Source organism: Pseudomonas sp. MWU12-3103b (genome assembly GCF_023100615.1).
Lineage (GTDB): Bacteria > Pseudomonadota > Gammaproteobacteria > Pseudomonadales > Pseudomonadaceae > Aquipseudomonas > Aquipseudomonas putida_A.
The window spans coordinates 615,754-632,424 of sequence record NZ_JALMEY010000001.1; the positions used below are offsets into that span (position 1 = coordinate 615,754).

The 16,671-nt window shown below is 59.4% G+C and carries 15 protein-coding genes; 11 read left to right on the forward strand and 4 right to left on the reverse strand.

What is annotated here, in order from left to right; all coding sequences use genetic code 11:
- Positions 1-10: 10 nt before the first annotated feature.
- Positions 11-1,006, reverse strand: coding sequence for a metalloregulator ArsR/SmtB family transcription factor (locus M0808_RS02870; RefSeq protein WP_027610622.1), 996 nt, complete (start codon positions 1,004-1,006; stop codon positions 11-13).
- A gap of 258 nt (positions 1,007-1,264) precedes the next feature.
- Here M0808_RS02870 and tkt point away from each other — a divergent pair, with 258 nt between their 5' ends.
- The 7 genes from tkt to M0808_RS02905 all read left to right on the forward strand — a co-directional run bounded on the left by tkt (position 1,265) and on the right by M0808_RS02905 (position 8,501).
- Positions 1,265-3,262 carry a transketolase gene (tkt, locus tag M0808_RS02875; RefSeq protein ID WP_027610623.1) on the forward strand — a complete coding sequence of 666 codons (1,998 nt, stop codon included), beginning with the start codon at positions 1,265-1,267 and terminating at the stop codon, positions 3,260-3,262.
- A gap of 180 nt (positions 3,263-3,442) precedes the next feature.
- Positions 3,443-4,501, forward strand: a complete 1,059-nt coding sequence (epd, locus tag M0808_RS02880) for an erythrose-4-phosphate dehydrogenase (protein ID WP_098966022.1) — start codon at positions 3,443-3,445, stop codon at positions 4,499-4,501.
- A gap of 26 nt (positions 4,502-4,527) precedes the next feature.
- A complete protein-coding gene (locus M0808_RS02885; protein WP_027610625.1) occupies positions 4,528-5,691 on the forward strand; it encodes a phosphoglycerate kinase in 1,164 nt (387 codons plus the stop codon).
- 34 nt (positions 5,692-5,725) lie between these two features.
- The gene (locus tag M0808_RS02890; RefSeq protein WP_007961876.1) at positions 5,726-5,947 is read left to right on the forward strand and encodes a hypothetical protein; all 222 of its coding nucleotides are present in this window, start codon (positions 5,726-5,728) and stop codon (positions 5,945-5,947) included.
- Between the two features lie 57 nt (positions 5,948-6,004).
- Entirely contained in the window at positions 6,005-6,337 is a 333-nt protein-coding gene (locus M0808_RS02895; RefSeq protein WP_247839815.1) for an MliC family protein, read from the forward strand.
- Between the two features lie 265 nt (positions 6,338-6,602).
- Positions 6,603-7,667 carry a class II fructose-bisphosphate aldolase gene (gene fba, locus M0808_RS02900; protein ID WP_003229012.1) on the forward strand — a complete coding sequence of 355 codons (1,065 nt, stop codon included), beginning with the start codon at positions 6,603-6,605 and terminating at the stop codon, positions 7,665-7,667.
- A 387-nt stretch (positions 7,668-8,054) separates the two neighbouring features.
- Positions 8,055-8,501: a hypothetical protein gene (locus tag M0808_RS02905; protein WP_247839817.1), complete on the forward strand. Its 447-nt coding sequence runs from the start codon at positions 8,055-8,057 to the stop codon at positions 8,499-8,501.
- A 219-nt stretch (positions 8,502-8,720) separates the two neighbouring features.
- Here the strand turns inward: M0808_RS02905 and M0808_RS02910 are convergent, their stop codons facing one another.
- On the reverse strand, positions 8,721-9,389 hold the full coding sequence (locus M0808_RS02910) for a polysaccharide lyase family 7 protein (RefSeq protein ID WP_247839819.1): 669 nt from the start codon (positions 9,387-9,389) through the stop codon (positions 8,721-8,723).
- Positions 9,390-9,723: 334 nt separating this feature from the next.
- Between M0808_RS02910 and M0808_RS02915 the strand changes: the two genes are divergently transcribed.
- From M0808_RS02915 to M0808_RS02925, 3 genes are read left to right on the forward strand one after another with little or no spacing between them, the layout of a single operon-like run.
- Positions 9,724-11,847: an EAL domain-containing protein gene (locus tag M0808_RS02915; protein ID WP_247839821.1), complete on the forward strand. Its 2,124-nt coding sequence runs from the start codon at positions 9,724-9,726 to the stop codon at positions 11,845-11,847.
- A gap of 43 nt (positions 11,848-11,890) precedes the next feature.
- The gene (locus M0808_RS02920; RefSeq protein ID WP_007969689.1) at positions 11,891-12,379 is read left to right on the forward strand and encodes a M48 family metallopeptidase; all 489 of its coding nucleotides are present in this window, start codon (positions 11,891-11,893) and stop codon (positions 12,377-12,379) included.
- Between the two features lie 51 nt (positions 12,380-12,430).
- Entirely contained in the window at positions 12,431-12,727 is a 297-nt protein-coding gene (locus tag M0808_RS02925) for a winged helix-turn-helix domain-containing protein (RefSeq protein ID WP_247839823.1), read from the forward strand.
- A 116-nt stretch (positions 12,728-12,843) separates the two neighbouring features.
- On the opposite strand, the gene M0808_RS02930 is transcribed toward M0808_RS02925, so the two are convergent.
- The gene (locus tag M0808_RS02930; protein ID WP_247839825.1) at positions 12,844-13,296 is read right to left on the reverse strand and encodes a GNAT family N-acetyltransferase; all 453 of its coding nucleotides are present in this window, start codon (positions 13,294-13,296) and stop codon (positions 12,844-12,846) included.
- A gap of 256 nt (positions 13,297-13,552) precedes the next feature.
- On the opposite strand from M0808_RS02930, the gene M0808_RS02935 reads away from it, so the two are divergent.
- Positions 13,553-14,290: a transporter substrate-binding domain-containing protein gene (locus tag M0808_RS02935; RefSeq protein WP_027610632.1), complete on the forward strand. Its 738-nt coding sequence runs from the start codon at positions 13,553-13,555 to the stop codon at positions 14,288-14,290.
- Between the two features lie 127 nt (positions 14,291-14,417).
- Here the strand turns inward: M0808_RS02935 and yccS are convergent, their stop codons facing one another.
- Positions 14,418-16,601, reverse strand: coding sequence for a YccS family putative transporter (gene yccS / locus M0808_RS02940; RefSeq protein WP_247839827.1), 2,184 nt, complete (start codon positions 16,599-16,601; stop codon positions 14,418-14,420).
- Between the last annotated feature and the right edge of the window lie 70 nt (positions 16,602-16,671).

Here is a 16,671-nt window from a genome sequence, read left to right on the forward strand (position 1 = left end):
TTTCCTGAATTTACCGATGGTGAGTGTCGCCAGCCGGTCGCTGAAAGTGGCGAACCTGGATCTGGAAACCATTACGTAAGCCTACATAGAGGCTGTCCCCGGGAACGAGTCCCGCAGCGGTGGCCCAACGGGCCAAATCGTCCTGTTCAAACCCCAACCACAGATCACCGCAGGCCTCCCTGGCCCAACTCTGGTTGTGGCTACATAACTCTGTCACGAGCAGGCTACCGCCCGGTTGCAGCAGGCCGGCCATGTGCTTGAGCGCTTCGGCCGGCGCGGCGAAATGGTGCAACACCATGTTCAGTACCACGCAATCGGCCTGAAGGCTGGTGCCATTCAATGCATCGGCCAATTGCAGGCTGACGTTAGCCAGCCGTTCACGTTCACATACCTGACGCGCCAGTTCGAGCATCGCCGGGCTGTTGTCCAGCGCGGTTACAGTGCCGAAGCGGCGGGCCAGTTCCGGCAGGAAAGCACCATCGCCGGGGCCGACTTCAATGGCCGTGGCAGCACCATTGAAGTTCAGTTTGTCGAGCAGGGCCAGCACACTGTCACGGTACTGCGGCAGGCCTGCGATCAAGTCTTGCTGGGCGCGGAATTTCTCCGCAACCCGGGTGAAGAAGTCCTGACTGGCAGCTTCGCGTTGTCCGTGAACCTGAGCGATGCGTGCCTGCACGTCGTCCGGCAGCGCCAGATTGTCGACTTCTTCTAACAATGCGGCGTGCAACTTGCCGCCCAGCAATTCGGTGTGGGGCAGGGCGCGGCGATAGAAAATCGCGTTGCCTTCGCGGCGTGTCGCCACCAGGTCGGCCTGGGCCAGCACCTTGAGGTGGTGGCTCATGCCGGACTGACCGATGCCGAAAATCTGCGCCAGCTCCAGTACGCCGAACGAGTCGTTGGCCAGCGCGCGCAATACATTCAGACGCAGCGGATCGCCACCGGCCTTGCACAGGGCCGCCAGCTCGTCGCAATCGTCATGGCGAATGGAAGGCACGCGTAAGTTCATGGGGCAGCAGTCTAGTGACGGTGGGAAATCGCTGCAAGGGCAATATCAAAAAGTTTTGATATTGCTCGATAGATGGCACTTCTCACTGGCTGGTTAACTCTACAAACGAACAGCGGAAAGGTTTCACCAGACGAAACCGCCGCCAAGCATGGGAAAAACGCCTTCGGATGACTATCTGTCATTGCCCCGAAGCGCTCCGGTGAGGGAAAATGCCCTCCTTTTTTCCGTTTCAATCTATTCACACCCAGGAGATCAGCGATGCCTAGCCGTCGTGAGCGTGCCAACGCCATTCGTGCCCTCAGCATGGATGCCGTGCAAAAAGCCAACAGCGGCCATCCCGGTGCCCCTATGGGTATGGCAGATATCGCCGAAGTACTTTGGCGCGACTACCTCAAGCACAACCCGAGCAACCCGTCATTCGCCGACCGTGACCGCTTCGTGCTGTCCAACGGCCACGGCTCGATGTTGATCTACTCGCTGCTGCACCTGACCGGTTACGACCTGTCGATCGACGACCTCAAGCAGTTCCGTCAACTGCACAGCCGCACCCCGGGTCACCCGGAGTTCGGTTACACCCCGGGCGTCGAGACCACCACCGGCCCGCTGGGTCAGGGGCTGGCCAACGCCGTCGGCTTCGCCCTGGCTGAAAAGGTTCTGGGTGCGCAGTTCAACCGTCCTGGCCACAACATCGTTGATCACCACACCTACGTGTTCCTAGGTGATGGCTGCATGATGGAAGGCATTTCCCACGAAGTCGCTTCCCTGGCCGGTACGCTGGGCCTGGGCAAGCTGATCGCCTTCTACGATGACAACGGCATCTCCATCGACGGTGAAGTCGAAGGCTGGTTCACCGATGACACCCCGAAGCGTTTCGAATCCTACAACTGGCAGGTGATTCGCAACGTCGACGGTCACGATCCGGAAGAGATCAAGACCGCCATCGAAACCGCGCGCAAGAGCCCGCTGCCGACCCTGATCTGCTGCAAGACCACCATCGGTTTCGGTTCGCCGAACAAGCAGGGCAAGGAAGACTGCCACGGCGCCCCACTGGGTGACGCGGAAATCGCCCTGACCCGTCAGGCGCTGAACTGGAACTACGGCCCGTTCGAAATCCCTGCAGACATTTATGCCGAGTGGGATGCCAAGGAAAAAGGTCGCGCTGCCGAAGCCGAGTGGGATCAGCGTTTCGCTGCCTACTCCGCAGCATTCCCTACCGAAGCCAACGAGCTGATCCGTCGTCTGAGCGGCGAACTGCCGGCTGACTTCGCGGAAAAAGCCTCGGCCTATATTGCTGAAGTGGCGGCCAAAGGCGAAACCATCGCCAGCCGTAAAGCCAGCCAGAACACCCTGAACGCGTTCGGCCCGCTGCTGCCGGAACTGCTCGGCGGTTCAGCTGACCTGGCCGGTTCCAACCTGACCCTGTGGAAAGGTTGCAAAGGCGTCAGCGCTGAAGACGCCAGCGGCAACTACATGTACTACGGCGTGCGCGAATTCGGCATGACCGCGATCATGAACGGCGTGTCCCTGCACGGCGGCCTGGTGCCTTACGGCGCGACCTTCCTGATGTTCATGGAATATGCGCGCAACGCGGTACGCATGTCGGCGCTGATGAAGAAGCGTGTGATCCACGTCTACACCCACGACTCCATCGGTCTGGGCGAAGACGGCCCGACGCACCAGCCGATCGAGCAACTGACCAGCCTGCGGACCACACCGAACCTCGACACCTGGCGTCCAGCCGATGCCGTTGAATCGGCAGTGGCCTGGAAAAACGCGCTGGAGCGTAAGGACGGCCCATCGGCGCTGATCTTCTCGCGTCAGAACCTGCAGCACCAGGAACGCGATGCCGGTCAGATCGCCGACATCAGCCGCGGTGGTTACGTGTTGAAGGACTGTGCAGGCGAGCCTGAGCTGATCCTGATTTCCACCGGTTCCGAAGTCGGTCTGGCCGTTCAGGCCTACGACAAACTGACCGAGCAAGGCCGCAAGGTGCGCGTGGTTTCCATGCCGTGCACCAGCGTTTTCGATGCGCAGGACGCCGGCTACAAGCAATCGGTTCTGCCGCTGCAGGTCAGCGCACGTATTGCGATCGAAGCGGCTCACGCCGACTTCTGGTTCAAGTATGTGGGTCTGGAAGGTCGCGTGATCGGCATGACCACCTACGGCGAATCGGCTCCGGCTTCGGCACTGTTCGAAGAGTTCGGCTTCACCCTGGAAAACATCCTGGGTCAGGCTGAAGAGCTGCTGGAAGACTGATCCAGAAGTTGCGTCGTCTGGACTGACGCCTTCGCGAGCAAGCCCGCTCCCACTGGGGGATTTGTTGTGTGACACACACAGTGTTCACAACCCTGATCCAATGTGGGAGCGGGCTTGCTCGCGAAATCGGTGGTTCAGACACCACTGCAATAACGGAATCAAACGGTAATCGAGAACCCCATGCCTCAACCGCGTCCCTACAAAGTTGCACTCAACGGCTACGGCCGGATTGGTCGTTGCGTCTTGCGTGCGTTGTTCGAGCGTGGCGAGAAGGCCGGGTTTGAAATTGTCGCGATCAACGATCTGGCGGACATGGCCAGCATCGAATACCTGACACGTTTCGACTCCACCCACGGCCGCTTTCCCGGCGAAGTGCGAGTAGAAGGCGATTGTCTGCATATTAATGGCGACTGCGTGAAGGTCCTGCGCAGTGCCACCCCCGAAGGCATCGACTGGGCGGCGCTGGGCGTCGACCTGGTGCTGGAGTGTTCCGGTGCCTACCACACCCGCGAAGATGGCCAGCGTTTTCTCGACGCCGGCGCGCCACGCGTGCTGTTTTCACAGCCGATGGCCAGCGAGGCGGATGTCGACGCCACCATCGTCTTCGGCGTCAATCAGGATTGCCTGACTGGCGATGAACTGCTGGTGTCCAACGCCTCCTGCACCACCAACTGCGGCGTGCCGCTGTTGCGTCTGCTGGACAAGGCGATCGGCCTGGATTACGTGTCGATCACCACGATTCACTCGGCAATGAACGATCAGCCGGTGATCGACGCCTATCACCACGAAGACCTGCGCCGCACCCGTTCGGCGTTCCAGTCGGTGATCCCGGTGTCCACTGGTCTGGCACGTGGCATCGAGCGTCTGCTGCCGGAACTTGCCGGGCGAATTCAGGCCAAAGCCGTACGCGTGCCGACGGTCAACGTGTCCTGCCTCGACATCACGATGCAGACCGCCACCGCGACCGATGCCAACGAGGTCAACCGGATCCTGCGCGAGGCCGCCACCAACGGCCCGCTCAAAGGCCTGTTGGCCTATACCGAGTTGCCGCACGCCAGTTGTGATTTCAACCATGACCCACATTCGGCCATCGTCGATGCCAGTCAGACCCGTGTTTCCGGCCCCAAACTGGTGAACATCCTGGCCTGGTTCGACAACGAATGGGGTTTTGCCAACCGAATGCTGGACGTTGCAGACCACTATCTGCAAACAGCGATTTCAAAAAAACCTGCTCTCTAAGAACAGCTACTCAGGAAGTGCGACCCATGACCGTGTTGAAGATGTCCGACCTCGATCTGCAAGGTAAGCGCGTATTGATTCGCGAAGACCTCAACGTCCCAGTCAAGGACGGTGTTGTCACCAGCGATGCGCGTATCCTGGCTTCGCTGCCGACCATCAAGCTGGCCCTGGAAAAAGGTGCGGCGGTGATGGTGTGTTCGCACCTGGGCCGTCCGACCGAAGGCGAGTTCTCCGCCGAGAACAGCCTCAAGCCAGTCGCTGACTACCTGAGCAAGGCCCTGGGCCGCGACGTGCCGCTGGTGGCCGATTACCTGGGCGGCGTTGACGTCAAGGCCGGCGACATCGTGCTGTTCGAAAACGTGCGCTTCAACAAGGGCGAGAAAAAGAACGCTGACGAGCTGGCCCAGCAATACGCCGCCCTGTGCGACGTGTTCGTGATGGACGCCTTCGGCACCGCGCACCGCGCAGAGGGTTCGACCCACGGCGTGGCCAAGTTCGCCAAAGTCGCCGCTGCCGGCCCGTTGCTGGCCGCTGAGCTGGACGCACTGGGCAAGGCGCTGGGCGCACCGGCCAAGCCAATGGCTGCGATCGTTGCCGGCTCCAAGGTCTCGACCAAACTCGACGTACTCAACAGCCTGAGCCAGATCTGCGATCAGCTGATCGTCGGCGGCGGCATCGCCAACACCTTCCTGGCTGCCGCCGGTCACCCGGTCGGCAAGTCGCTGTACGAGCCGGACCTGCTGGACACCGCGCGCGCCATCGCCGCCAAGGTCAGCGTGCCGCTGCCGGTGGACGTGGTGGTTGCCAAGGAATTTGCTGAAAGCGCTGAGGCGACCGTCAAGCTGATCGCTGACGTTGCCGCTGACGACATGATTCTGGACATCGGCCCGCAAACCGCAGCCAACTTCGCCGAACTGCTGAAATCGTCGAAAACTATCCTGTGGAACGGCCCGGTCGGCGTGTTCGAATTCGACCAGTTCGGCAACGGCACCAAAGTGCTGGCCCAGGCCATTGCTGACAGCGCCGCATTCTCCATTGCCGGCGGTGGCGACACTCTGGCGGCCATCGATAAATATGGCGTGGCCGAGCAAATCTCCTACATTTCCACCGGTGGCGGCGCGTTCCTCGAATTCGTCGAAGGCAAGGTGCTGCCGGCCGTTGAAGTCCTGGAAAGCCGGGCCAAGGCCTGAGGCCGCCCGTTTGGCCAGGCAAAGGAGTGTTCAGATGGTCAAGTCGTTAGCGCTGTTGTTGCTGACCGGCACGCTGGCGGCCTGCGGGAGTAACCCGAAGGCCGAGGCCACGCCTGCGCCGGATGCGGCACAGAAAGGCTGCTACCAGGCCGACTGGCAGGCCGAAACCAACCCGGTGCTGAACAAGCGCTCGGGGCCGGACGGTCTGGACAAATACGAGACGCAAACCCCGGCCAAGGAACATGGTTGTCCTTGACCGGTCTGACTCTTTAACTCAGGGCTGGCGGCGTGCGCCGTCAGTCGAGGAACACGGATGAAAGGCTTGATCGCCATTGCGGCGTTGGCATTGTTGGGCGGTTGCGCGCAGATGAACCTGTTTCAGTCGTCCGCACCTGCGGACAGCTGGACCACCTGGACCTGCGACAGCCAGGCCAAAGTGCTATGGCGCTACGCCAATGCCGGCCAGAAGGAAGTCGATGTTCGGCTGGGTGGCGGTGATCAGGTCTATCGCCTGAAAGAAGAGCCGGGCGCCTCGGGTGTGCTGTACAGCGACGGCATGCTGGCGTTTCACGTCAAGGGTGACGAAGGCCTGGTGTACTGGGTAGCCACCAATGACCTGATTGGCCGCGGCTGCAAGGCCGAGTAAGACGATTGAATTGATTCACATAGATCCAAAATGTGGGAGCGGGCTTGCTCGCGAAGGCGGTGGATCAGCTTGCATCAATGTTGAATGTTAATCCGCATTCGCGAGCAAGCTCGCTCCCACAGGGGTTCTCTGTTGTTCACAAGATTTTGGTAACACCGAATCACCAGACCGGGCTTCGACCCCCGATCTGCAATCACTTGAATAGCCGCCGCCGCTCCGGCAGGCTGGCACGATTAACGACCCTCAACCGGGAGAGACACACACAATGGCACTTATCAGCATGCGCCAGATGCTGGACCACGCAGCCGAGTTCGGCTACGGCGTTCCAGCCTTCAACGTCAACAACCTTGAGCAGATGCGCGCCATCATGGAAGCCGCTGACAAGACTGACTCCCCGGTGATCGTCCAGGCTTCGGCCGGCGCTCGCAAATACGCCGGCGCGCCATTCCTGCGTCACCTGATCCTGGCCGCGATCGAAGAATTCCCGCACATCCCGGTGTGCATGCACCAGGACCACGGCACCAGCCCTGATGTCTGCCAGCGTTCCATCCAACTGGGCTTCAGCTCGGTGATGATGGACGGTTCCCTCGGCGAAGACGGCAAGACCCCGACCGACTACGAATACAACGTCCGCGTTACCCAACAAACCGTCGCCATGGCTCACGCCTGCGGCGTTTCGGTTGAAGGCGAGCTGGGCTGCCTGGGTTCGCTGGAAACCGGCATGGCCGGTGAAGAAGACGGCATCGGCGCTGAAGGCGTTCTGGATCACAGCCAGATGCTGACCGACCCGGAAGAAGCCGCTGACTTCGTCAAGAAGACCCAGGTCGATGCCCTGGCCATCGCCATCGGCACCAGCCACGGCGCCTACAAGTTCACCAAGCCACCTACTGGCGACGTGCTGGCGATCGATCGCATCAAGGAAATCCACAAGCGCATCCCGAACACCCACTTGGTGATGCACGGTTCCTCGTCCGTGCCACAAGAGTGGCTGGCGATCATTAACCAGTACGGCGGCGACATCAAAGAAACCTACGGCGTACCGGTTGAAGAAATCGTCGAAGGCATCAAGTACGGCGTGCGCAAGGTCAACATCGACACCGACCTGCGCCTGGCATCCACCGGCGCAATGCGTCGCCTGATGGCCACCAATCCGAGCGAATTCGACCCACGTAAATTCTTCGGCGCAACCGTGACGGCGATGCGTGATGTGTGTATCGCTCGTTATGAAGCGTTCGGTACTGCCGGTAATGCTTCGAAGATCAAGCCGATCTCGTTGGAAGCGATGTTCCAGCGTTATCTGAAGGGTGAGTTGAACGCCAAGGTGAACTAAGCCTGGGCGTTTGATCGCGTAAATGAAAAACCCGCCGAGTGGCGGGTTTTTTTGTGTGAGTTTTTCATTGTGAGCAAATTAACGGCTGGCGGCTAAAAATGTCGTTAAAAAAGATTTTTAAATTTTCTCTCGATAAGCCCGATATGTGTGACATTTTCCCCGCACGTGTCGAAGGCATAGTTACTTTTGAGAGAAAAATAAATTTCGTTAACGACTGCGTAAATTGGTTGCTTATTTCGAAATCGCATAAATAACTGTCATTTCTGACAGGTGATTTAAAATTCATTGCAGCCTATCGTCTCAATGCAATCAGAAAGGAAGTAACGATAAACATATTTATCCCTCCCTTTACTGATTTTGTTCCTTCTATGTAATGGAGAGATTGATATGTCAAGCATTGATGTCCGTGAGAAATTTAAAAAGCATGAGCTCAGTGGCGAGGTCAGCTGTATTTTGTACGGCAAGGATGGCGAAAGTGGCGAAGAGAGAGCTGAGTATAAATCTACCCATCTTTATGGAGATTACTCTGACAACGTTTATGTGCATGCAAGTAGCCATACTGAACATCATTCAGAAGATATTTTATTTTTATTCTCCAAGGATCTTACTCCAGGTACATATCACTATTTTCCCGACTTCCCCAATGTAATTGATTTTGTATGCGACGCGCGATATGCCCCTGCATGGAGGCCTAAATCTGGATTATTCGTACTGGAAAAAAATAGCTCTGGAGTTGTTAAAGGAGAGTTTAGGTTTCATGAGGAGCCAGGGAATAAGGGGTTCGCAGTTTCGGATGGTAAGTTTTTTATAAATTTCCCTACTTCTGTTTCGTAGGAAAGGGCGGGAAAAGAGAACCAGGTGTCTAGTCCTGAAATAGGTTTAAACCGTTTCAAGACTAGACACCGCTTTGCTCTCATCACGCAGTTGGTGCCCTGTGGGAGCGGGCTTGCTCGCGAATGCGGAACGTCATTCAACATTATTGTTGCTGACCCACCGTATTCGCGAGCAAGCCCGCTCCCACAGGGTTTTGTGTAAGTATCGGGGCCGCCGATATCACTTGTCGTGATCAATATCCAGCTTGGTAAACGTCACCTGCCCTCCCTCACTGGTATACCCGGTGTTGTCCTGCACATATACCCCGGCCTTGAAGTACAGCGGCTTGTTGCGCCACGTCGCGCTGATTTGTGAATCCCACTGATAACCCGCTGCGCTCACGCCCAGTGCACCGCCGGGGCTGAGGTGGATCAGGTAGTTGAATTCGCGGTCGAGTTTGATGCCGGTGGCGAGGGTGATGACGCGGCTTTCGTCGTCATCGGGGTGCATGCGCACTTTGATGACGAGGTTGCCGGTTTCGGTCTTGGTCTTGTACTGGTATTCGAGCTTGATCATCGGTTTCTGGCTTTCATACGCGTGGATCTGGCCGATGACGATCTTGCCGGAGCTGGGCACCTTGTTCACCGCGAGGGTTGCGCGCAGGGTGTTGTCGGCGTCCGGGTAATACCAGTTGCGCAGTGTGCCGTTGCTGAAGGTTTCGCGCAGTTCGGTGCGCGGGTAGATGGCGTTTTCGGTTTTTGACCCGGTAACCGGTGACCAGAAAAACAGCGTGCCGGTGTCGGAATGGAAGTACTGATCCTTGAAGCCATTCACCAGTTTGGAGGTTTCGACGGTGTACGGCGGACTGCCGACGGGAACGCTGAGGTTCCAGGTTGCGAGATCGATCATGTCGGTTCTTCCACTCAATTCATCCTGAACGCGAGTGCCAGAAGCTCTAGCCCGCGCCTTTTCGGGCGGCAGTTATAAGCGTAGAGGAGTTTTTTGTTAACGCCCGTTTGGCAGATGATTGGCGTCAACATCCTGTCGAAATGCCATCTGTGCCGGTTTTCGGGGGCTGCAGGGGTGACCGTTAGTCGGTAAGTCGCCGCTTTGGCTAAATGATGGCGGCGTGACAGCTTCTGCTTTCACAGATCCGCGACTAGAGTGATGGCTCAGTAACTGTACGGTTTTCCCAAGAGCCGGCCGATAGTCCGACAAGAGATGTCCCGACAAGAGAAGCAGCATGGAATGCGCGCAACCCCAGCCAGGTGAAGGCAGCTCTGTCCTTTTGATCGTTGATGATTACCCTGAAAACCTGATCAGCATGCGCGCGTTGCTGCAGCGTCAGGATTGGCACGTCATGACCGCCGCCTCCGGCTTCGAGGCGCTCAATCTGCTGCTCGAACACGACGTCGATCTGGTGCTGCTGGATGTGCAGATGCCGGGCATGGACGGCTTTGAAGTTGCGCGACTGATGCGCGGCAGTCAGCGCACACGCCTCACACCGATCATTTTCCTCACCGCCAACGAACAGTCCCAGGACGCCGTGATCAAGGGCTACGCCAGTGGCGCGGTGGATTACCTGTTCAAACCGTTCGATCCGCAGATCCTCAAGCCCAAAGTCCAGGCATTGCTCGAACACCAGCGCAACCGCCGCGCCTTGCAGCGTCTGAGTCATGATCTGGAGGTCGCTCGGGCCTTCAATGCCTCGGTGCTGGATAACGCGGCGGAAGGCATTCTGGTGCTCGGCGAGGACGGTTTGATCCGCTTCGCTAACCCGGCGATTTCGCGGCTGCTGAATGCGCCGGTGAAGGAGCTGGAGGGCAAGGAGTTTCTCGATTTCCTGCAGAAACCGCACATCCCGCTGTGGGCCAATTCCGAATTGTTGGCCGGTTATAAACGCGGTGAGACTTTGCGTCTGCACGACGCGCTGTTGCGCACGGCGCCGGGGCAGCAGGTGCCGGTGGCGTTGTCCTGCGCGCCGCTGCCCGCCGAGCAGCGGGCGATGGTGGTGACGGTGCTGGACATGTCGGTGGTGCGTCACCTGCATCAGCAGCTGGAATTTCAAGCGGTCACTGATCCGTTGACCGGTCTGCTCAATCGCCGGGGCTTTTATCAGACGGTGGAAAACCTGCTGCTGCGCGGTGAACGCAGCGACAGCAGTTGGGTGCTGCTGTATCTGGATCTCGATGGCTTTAAACGGGTCAACGATTCCCTTGGCCACGATGCCGGCGACCGGGTGCTGCGCTGGGTCTCCGAGCAGTTGAAGGCGTGCTTAAGGCCGTTCGATATTCTCGCGCGCATGGGCGGTGACGAGTTCACTGCGCTGCTCGATCTGGAATTCCCCGAGCAGGCGGCGAAGATTGCCGAGAAACTCATCGAGCGAGTGTCGATCTGTCAGCAAATCGAAGGGCTGGACATCGCCCTCGGCGCGAGTATCGGCATCGCCACTTACCCGGACTGCGGCTCGAACCTCGATGGCTTGCTGCGCGCCTCCGACATTGCCATGTACGAAGCCAAGCGCGCCGGGCGTCAGCAGTATCGTTTTTACGATCACGAAATGAACGGCCGCGCCCGCTCTCGGCTGATGCTTGAAGAGAGCGTGCGCAACGCCATCGAGAACCGTGATTTCAATCTTGTGTATCAGCCGCAAGTGGCGATCGACAGCGGGCAGATCCGCGGTTTCGAGGCGCTGCTGCGCTGGCAGCATCCGAGCGTCGGCGATGTGCCGCCGGGGCTGTTCCTGCCGTTGCTGGAAGAGGCACGGCTGATCAGTCGGCTCGGCAGCTGGATCTATCATCGCGGCGCCGGCCAGCGCAAAGCCTGGGAAACCCTGTTCGCCGAGGATCTGGTGCTTGGCGTGAGTTTGAGCAATACCCAGTTCGGGCTGCCGAACCTGGTCACCGAGTTGCGCCAGGTGCTGGAGCGGCATTCGTTGCAGCCGCGGCAACTGGAGGTGGAAATCACCGAAGACGCGCTGATGCACAACCCCGACGAAACCCGCAAACAGCTGCGCCTGCTGCGCAATCTCGGGGTGCGCGTGGCGCTGGATGATTTTGGTTCGGGGCCATGTTCGCTGGCGCATCTGCGTGATCTGGAGCTGGACACGCTCAAGCTTGATCGACACCTGATTGCGCGGCTGCCGGATTCGACGCGCGACGCGGCGCTGGTCAGCAACGTGATCAATCTGTGTAAACAGTACGGCTTGCTGGTGATCGCCGAAGGCGTGGAAACCATCGAACAGTATCAATGGCTGCAAGCGCATGGCTGCGAATATGTGCAGGGTTTCCTGGTGGCGCGTCCGCTGACCTCCGAAGACGCCGCCAGCTTCGCCGAGCCCTTCGACTGGAGCGCGCTGCCGGTTTGAATTCGTTACACTGGCGCTCTTTTCGAACCGTATTGCCGTGCCCATGACTGCGTTGAAATACCTCCAGGCCTATCCCGCGCAATTGCAGGATCAGGTGCGCCAACTGATCGCCGAACAGCGTCTGGGTGACTACCTGAGCCAACGCTATCCGGGGCGTCACGATGTGCAGAGCGACAAGGCGCTGTACAGCTACGCGCTGGACCTGAAGCAGGAATACCTGCGCAACGCGCCGGCCATCGACAAGGTGCTGTTCGACAACCGCCTCGACCTGACGCACCGCGCGCTGGGCCTGCACACCACGGTCTCAAGGGTGCAGGGCGGCAAGCTCAAGGCCAAGAAAGAGATTCGCATCGCCTCGTTGTTCAAGGAGGCGGCCCCCGAGTTCCTGAAGATGATCGTCGTGCATGAACTGGCGCACTTCAAGGAGTCGGATCACAACAAGGCCTTCTATAAATTGTGCGAACACATGCTGCCGGGGTATCACCAGGTCGAGTTCGATCTGCGGGTGTACCTGACGTGGCGCGATTTGTAGGAGCTGCCGAAGGCTGCGATCTTTTGATCTTTTAATTAACGGAGCCCATGCATGGACGTCAGCAAGACCAAAAGCAGTTTTTACCGGCGCCTGTACGTGGCCTACCTGATCGACAGCGGCCTAGCCCCAAGCGTCCCGGCGCTGACCGAAGTGACCGGCATGCCCCGGCGCACCGCGCAGGACACGATCGCCGCGCTGGCGGATCTGGATATCGTCTGTGAATTCGAGCAGGAAGAGGGCGCGCGCAACCATGCCGGGCATTATCGGATTCGCGAGTGGGGGGCGATTGATCGCGGGTGGATCGAGCGTAATCTGCGGCAGATCAAGGCTGTGCTGGAGTATCCCTGAGGTTCGCAGTGCCTGAGCTGACGCCTTCGCGAGCAAGCCCGCTCCCACAGTAGACCGAGTTCCTTCAGATGGAATGCGATCAAAATGTGGGAGCGGGCTTGCTCGCGAAGGGGCCCTCAAGAACGACGCATGCCGATATGCGGAATGTCATCCTCCAGATACTCCTCACCCGCCACCACAAACCCGTACCTGCCGTAATACCCCTGCAAATGCGCCTGCGCCGACAGATAGATCGGCACCTGCGGCCAATGCTTCTCGGCCTGTTTCAGCGCGTGTTCCATCAACACATGTCCCAGCCCTTTGCCACGGCCCTGCGGCGCAATGATTACGCGGCCAATCACCACGTCACCACCCTGGGACTCGGGATCAAGCAGGCGCAGATAGGCCATCAACTGATCATCTTCCCAACCCATGAGGTGATGGGTGTCGCCGTCCAGATCCTGGCCGTCGAGGTCCGGGTAGGCGCATTTCTGTTCGACCACGAACACTTCCGAGCGTAGCTTCAGCAGTGCGTACAACTCTTCTTTGCCCAGATCACTGTGATGCTTGCAGACCCACTCGATTGTCATCTTCCGACTCCTTGAACTCCGTCGCCCGATACTAAGGGCACTGGCGCCGGATGTCTGTATGGCGGAACAGTCTGTGACAAAGGTCAAAATGCCATCATTCCTTTCTCGCGATAGCGGCTGCTTTGTGTAATCTGCTGGAAAGCGCTGTGCACTGGCTTCAATGAGCTACTGTTAGGGCCTGGGTTTCGCCGGTAAGGGGCCTTGGGGTTTTGACTGAAAACACGCTGGGCAGCCCGCCCGCTAAGGATTTTCAAGCATGCCGCGACTGCATCGAGCCTTTGCTTTGATCGGATTGCTCTTGCTGGCCCAAACCGCCTCAGCGGAGAAGTTGCGACTGGTGTTTGATATCTGGCCGCCCTTTACCGACGACACGCTGGTCAACGGTGGTCTGGCCACCGACATCGTCAGCACCGCGCTGGCGCGGGCCGGTTATGCCAGCGACTATGAACAGGTACCTTGGGCGCGGGCACTGCTGGGGGTGGGCGAAGGACGATACGACGTGCTGGTCAACGCCTGGTACAACGACGAACGGACCAAAATCGGCCAGTTCTCTGGCGAATACCTGCTCAACCGCATCCGCTTTCTCAAGCGCAAGGACACGCCGCTGGAGTACGGCAGCCTGGAACAACTGCACACCTACCCGGTGGCGGTGGTGCGCGGTTATGCCTACTCGCAGGCCTTCGATGCCGATACCGCACTGGAGAAAGTCCCTGTGCATAACTTCGCCATGGCCGTGCGCATGCTGGCGGCGGACCGGGTCAAACTGACTCTGGAAGATGAATACGTCGCGCGCTATTACCTGGCCCGCGAATCAGCCAAAGTGCGCAACGCCGTGGAGTTTCTGCCCAAGCCGTTGAGCGAGAACAGCCTGCATATTCTGGTAAGCCTGAAGAATCCGCAGCATGAGCAGATTGTGGCCGGGTTTGATAAGGCGATTGCGGCGATGAAGGCGGATGGCAGTTATGACAAGTTGCTGCGCCAGCATGGGATGTGAAGGCTGGTCCAGAATCTTCTGTGTGGCTGATAGCCCTTTCGCGAGCAAGCCCGCTCCCACATTTGGAATGCGTTCCCCTGTGGGAGCGGGCTTGCTCGCGAAGAGGCCCTGACAAACACCGCAAAACTCAGGTCTCGCGGGTGTCTTTGATCAAATGCGCCGCCAACGTCCGCAATGGCCCCAACTGCCGGCAGATCAACGCCAGTTGCGTCTGCACCAGTCGCTGTCCTTCATCGATCTCGTCCGGCATCTGCTCCAGCTCATTGGCCAGCGCTTCTTCTTCGTCACTCTGAATCGCCACCGGTTGCTTGTTCGCCAGGCCCTGGGCAATGTCGTCGATGCTCGCGGCCAGTTTCACTCCGGCGCCGTCGATCAGTTGTTCACGCACGTCTGCCGGTAGCTGCGTTTCGCGATGCGCGCCCAGCCCGGAGAGGTAGCTGAGCAGCGTGTGCGACAGCACCAGAAAACGGAAACCGACATCCGCTTCCTTACGGAAATGCCCCGGCTCCATGAGCATGTTCGCCAGCGTTGTCGACAGCGCCGCATCAGCGTTGTGCGCGTTGCGTCGGGCCAAGCGATAGGCGAGGTCGTCGCTCTTGCCGGCGGCGTATTGCTGCATGATCTGGCGCAGGTAGATGCTGTTGCAGGTCAGGGTGTTGGCCAGCACCTTGTTCAGGCGTCGGCCCTGCCAGTCCGGCAGGAACAGGAACACCGTCAGGCCGGCGATCAGGCTGCCGAGCAGGGTATCGAACAGGCGTGGCAGGAACAACCCGTAGCCATCGCCGATCTGGTTGAAGCAGAACAGCACCATGATGGTGATGGCGGCGGTCGCCAGGGTGTAGCGCGTGGTGCGGTTGGTAAAGAACACCACCCCGGCGGCGATCGCGAAGCACGACTGCACCAGCGGGCTGGGGAACAGATCGAACAGCGCCCACGCCACGGTCAGGCCGATGGCGGTTCCGAGAATCCGCTGACCGAGCTTGCGCCGGGTCGCGCCGTAGTTCGGTTGGCAGACGAACAGCGTGGTGAGGATGATCCAGTAACCCTGCGACGGGTGAATCAGGTGCACCATGCCATAGCCGATACTCAGCGCCAGCGGCAGACGCAGGGCATGACGGAACAGCAACGAGGTCGGTGTCAGCTGCGTACGCAGGCGAATCCACACGTCCTTGAGGTTGCGCGGCGAGCGGTCGAGCAGGCTGCTGTCGGTGGCGTCCGCCAAGGCATCCGGGTTGCTCGCATCGCTGAGCAAACGGTCGAGGGTGCCGAGGTTGGCTGCCAGGGCACGCAGCGAGCGCAGGAGGCCGCGCCACGCCGGATTGCTCTGGATGCGCAGGTGTTCAAGGGAGGCATCGAGGTCTGTCAGCGCTTCGGCAAAACTGGCGTCGTAGACGAACGGCTGGCGCATCTGGATCGATTCGGCCAGCGCGCGGCAGGCCTTGCCCTGCTGGCGCAACAAACGCTGGCAGCGGAACAGCACGTCGCTGTGGAAGAACGCATCGGCCAGCGCGTTATACGGATAGTGCGAGGAGCTGGCGCGTTCGTGAATGTCCTGGGCGAGGAAATACAGCTTCAGATAACGGCTGACTTTCGACCCCGGGCGACCGTTGCCGACCCGGTGCAGAATGATTTCCTTGGCGCTGTTCAGCGCCGCTACCACTCGACCGTTCTGCTGCGCCAGTTCCAGCCGTCGCCCCTCGACGTCCAGTTGGCGGATCGGCTCGAACAGCGAGGCTTTCAGCTTCAGGTAGAAACCCAGTTCACGGAACAGCCGCGCCAGACTCTGCTGCACCGGCTGGTTGGAAAACATCGCCTGCCACAGCACCGAGAGCAGGCCGTACCACGCGGCACCGGCCACCAACAGCATCGGTTCGTGCCAGAAATCGGTGACCGCGCCGCCGCGCTGATCCACGCCGATCATGGTGTAGACCGACAGAATCAAGGTCGCCGAGGCAATCGCGCCATAACGCTCGCCGAGTGCGCCGAGCATGGTCAAGCCGAAGCTGGCCAAGGCCAGGGCGATGGCGAACACGATGGGGTAGGGGAAGAGCAGCTCCACCGACAGCGCGGCGATACTGAAACACACCAGTGTCACTGCCAGTGCGTTGAGACGGCCCTGCCAACTGTCGTCGGTCTCGGCCAGGGCGCTGGCGATGATCCCGAGGAACAATGGGATCAGCAGGCCCATTTCATCCTGATACCAACACAGCGCCATGCTGCCGGTCAGGGCGATGAACACCCGCACGCTGTAGCTGAATTTATCCAGCGCCCACAGGCGCCGCAAAGACTGACGAAACGAGGTCGAGGACATGAAGTGCGAAGGCCTTCCGAGGCGATGCCGCTAAATTGAGCCAGTAATGACGCCGACGCAATGGCGCCGA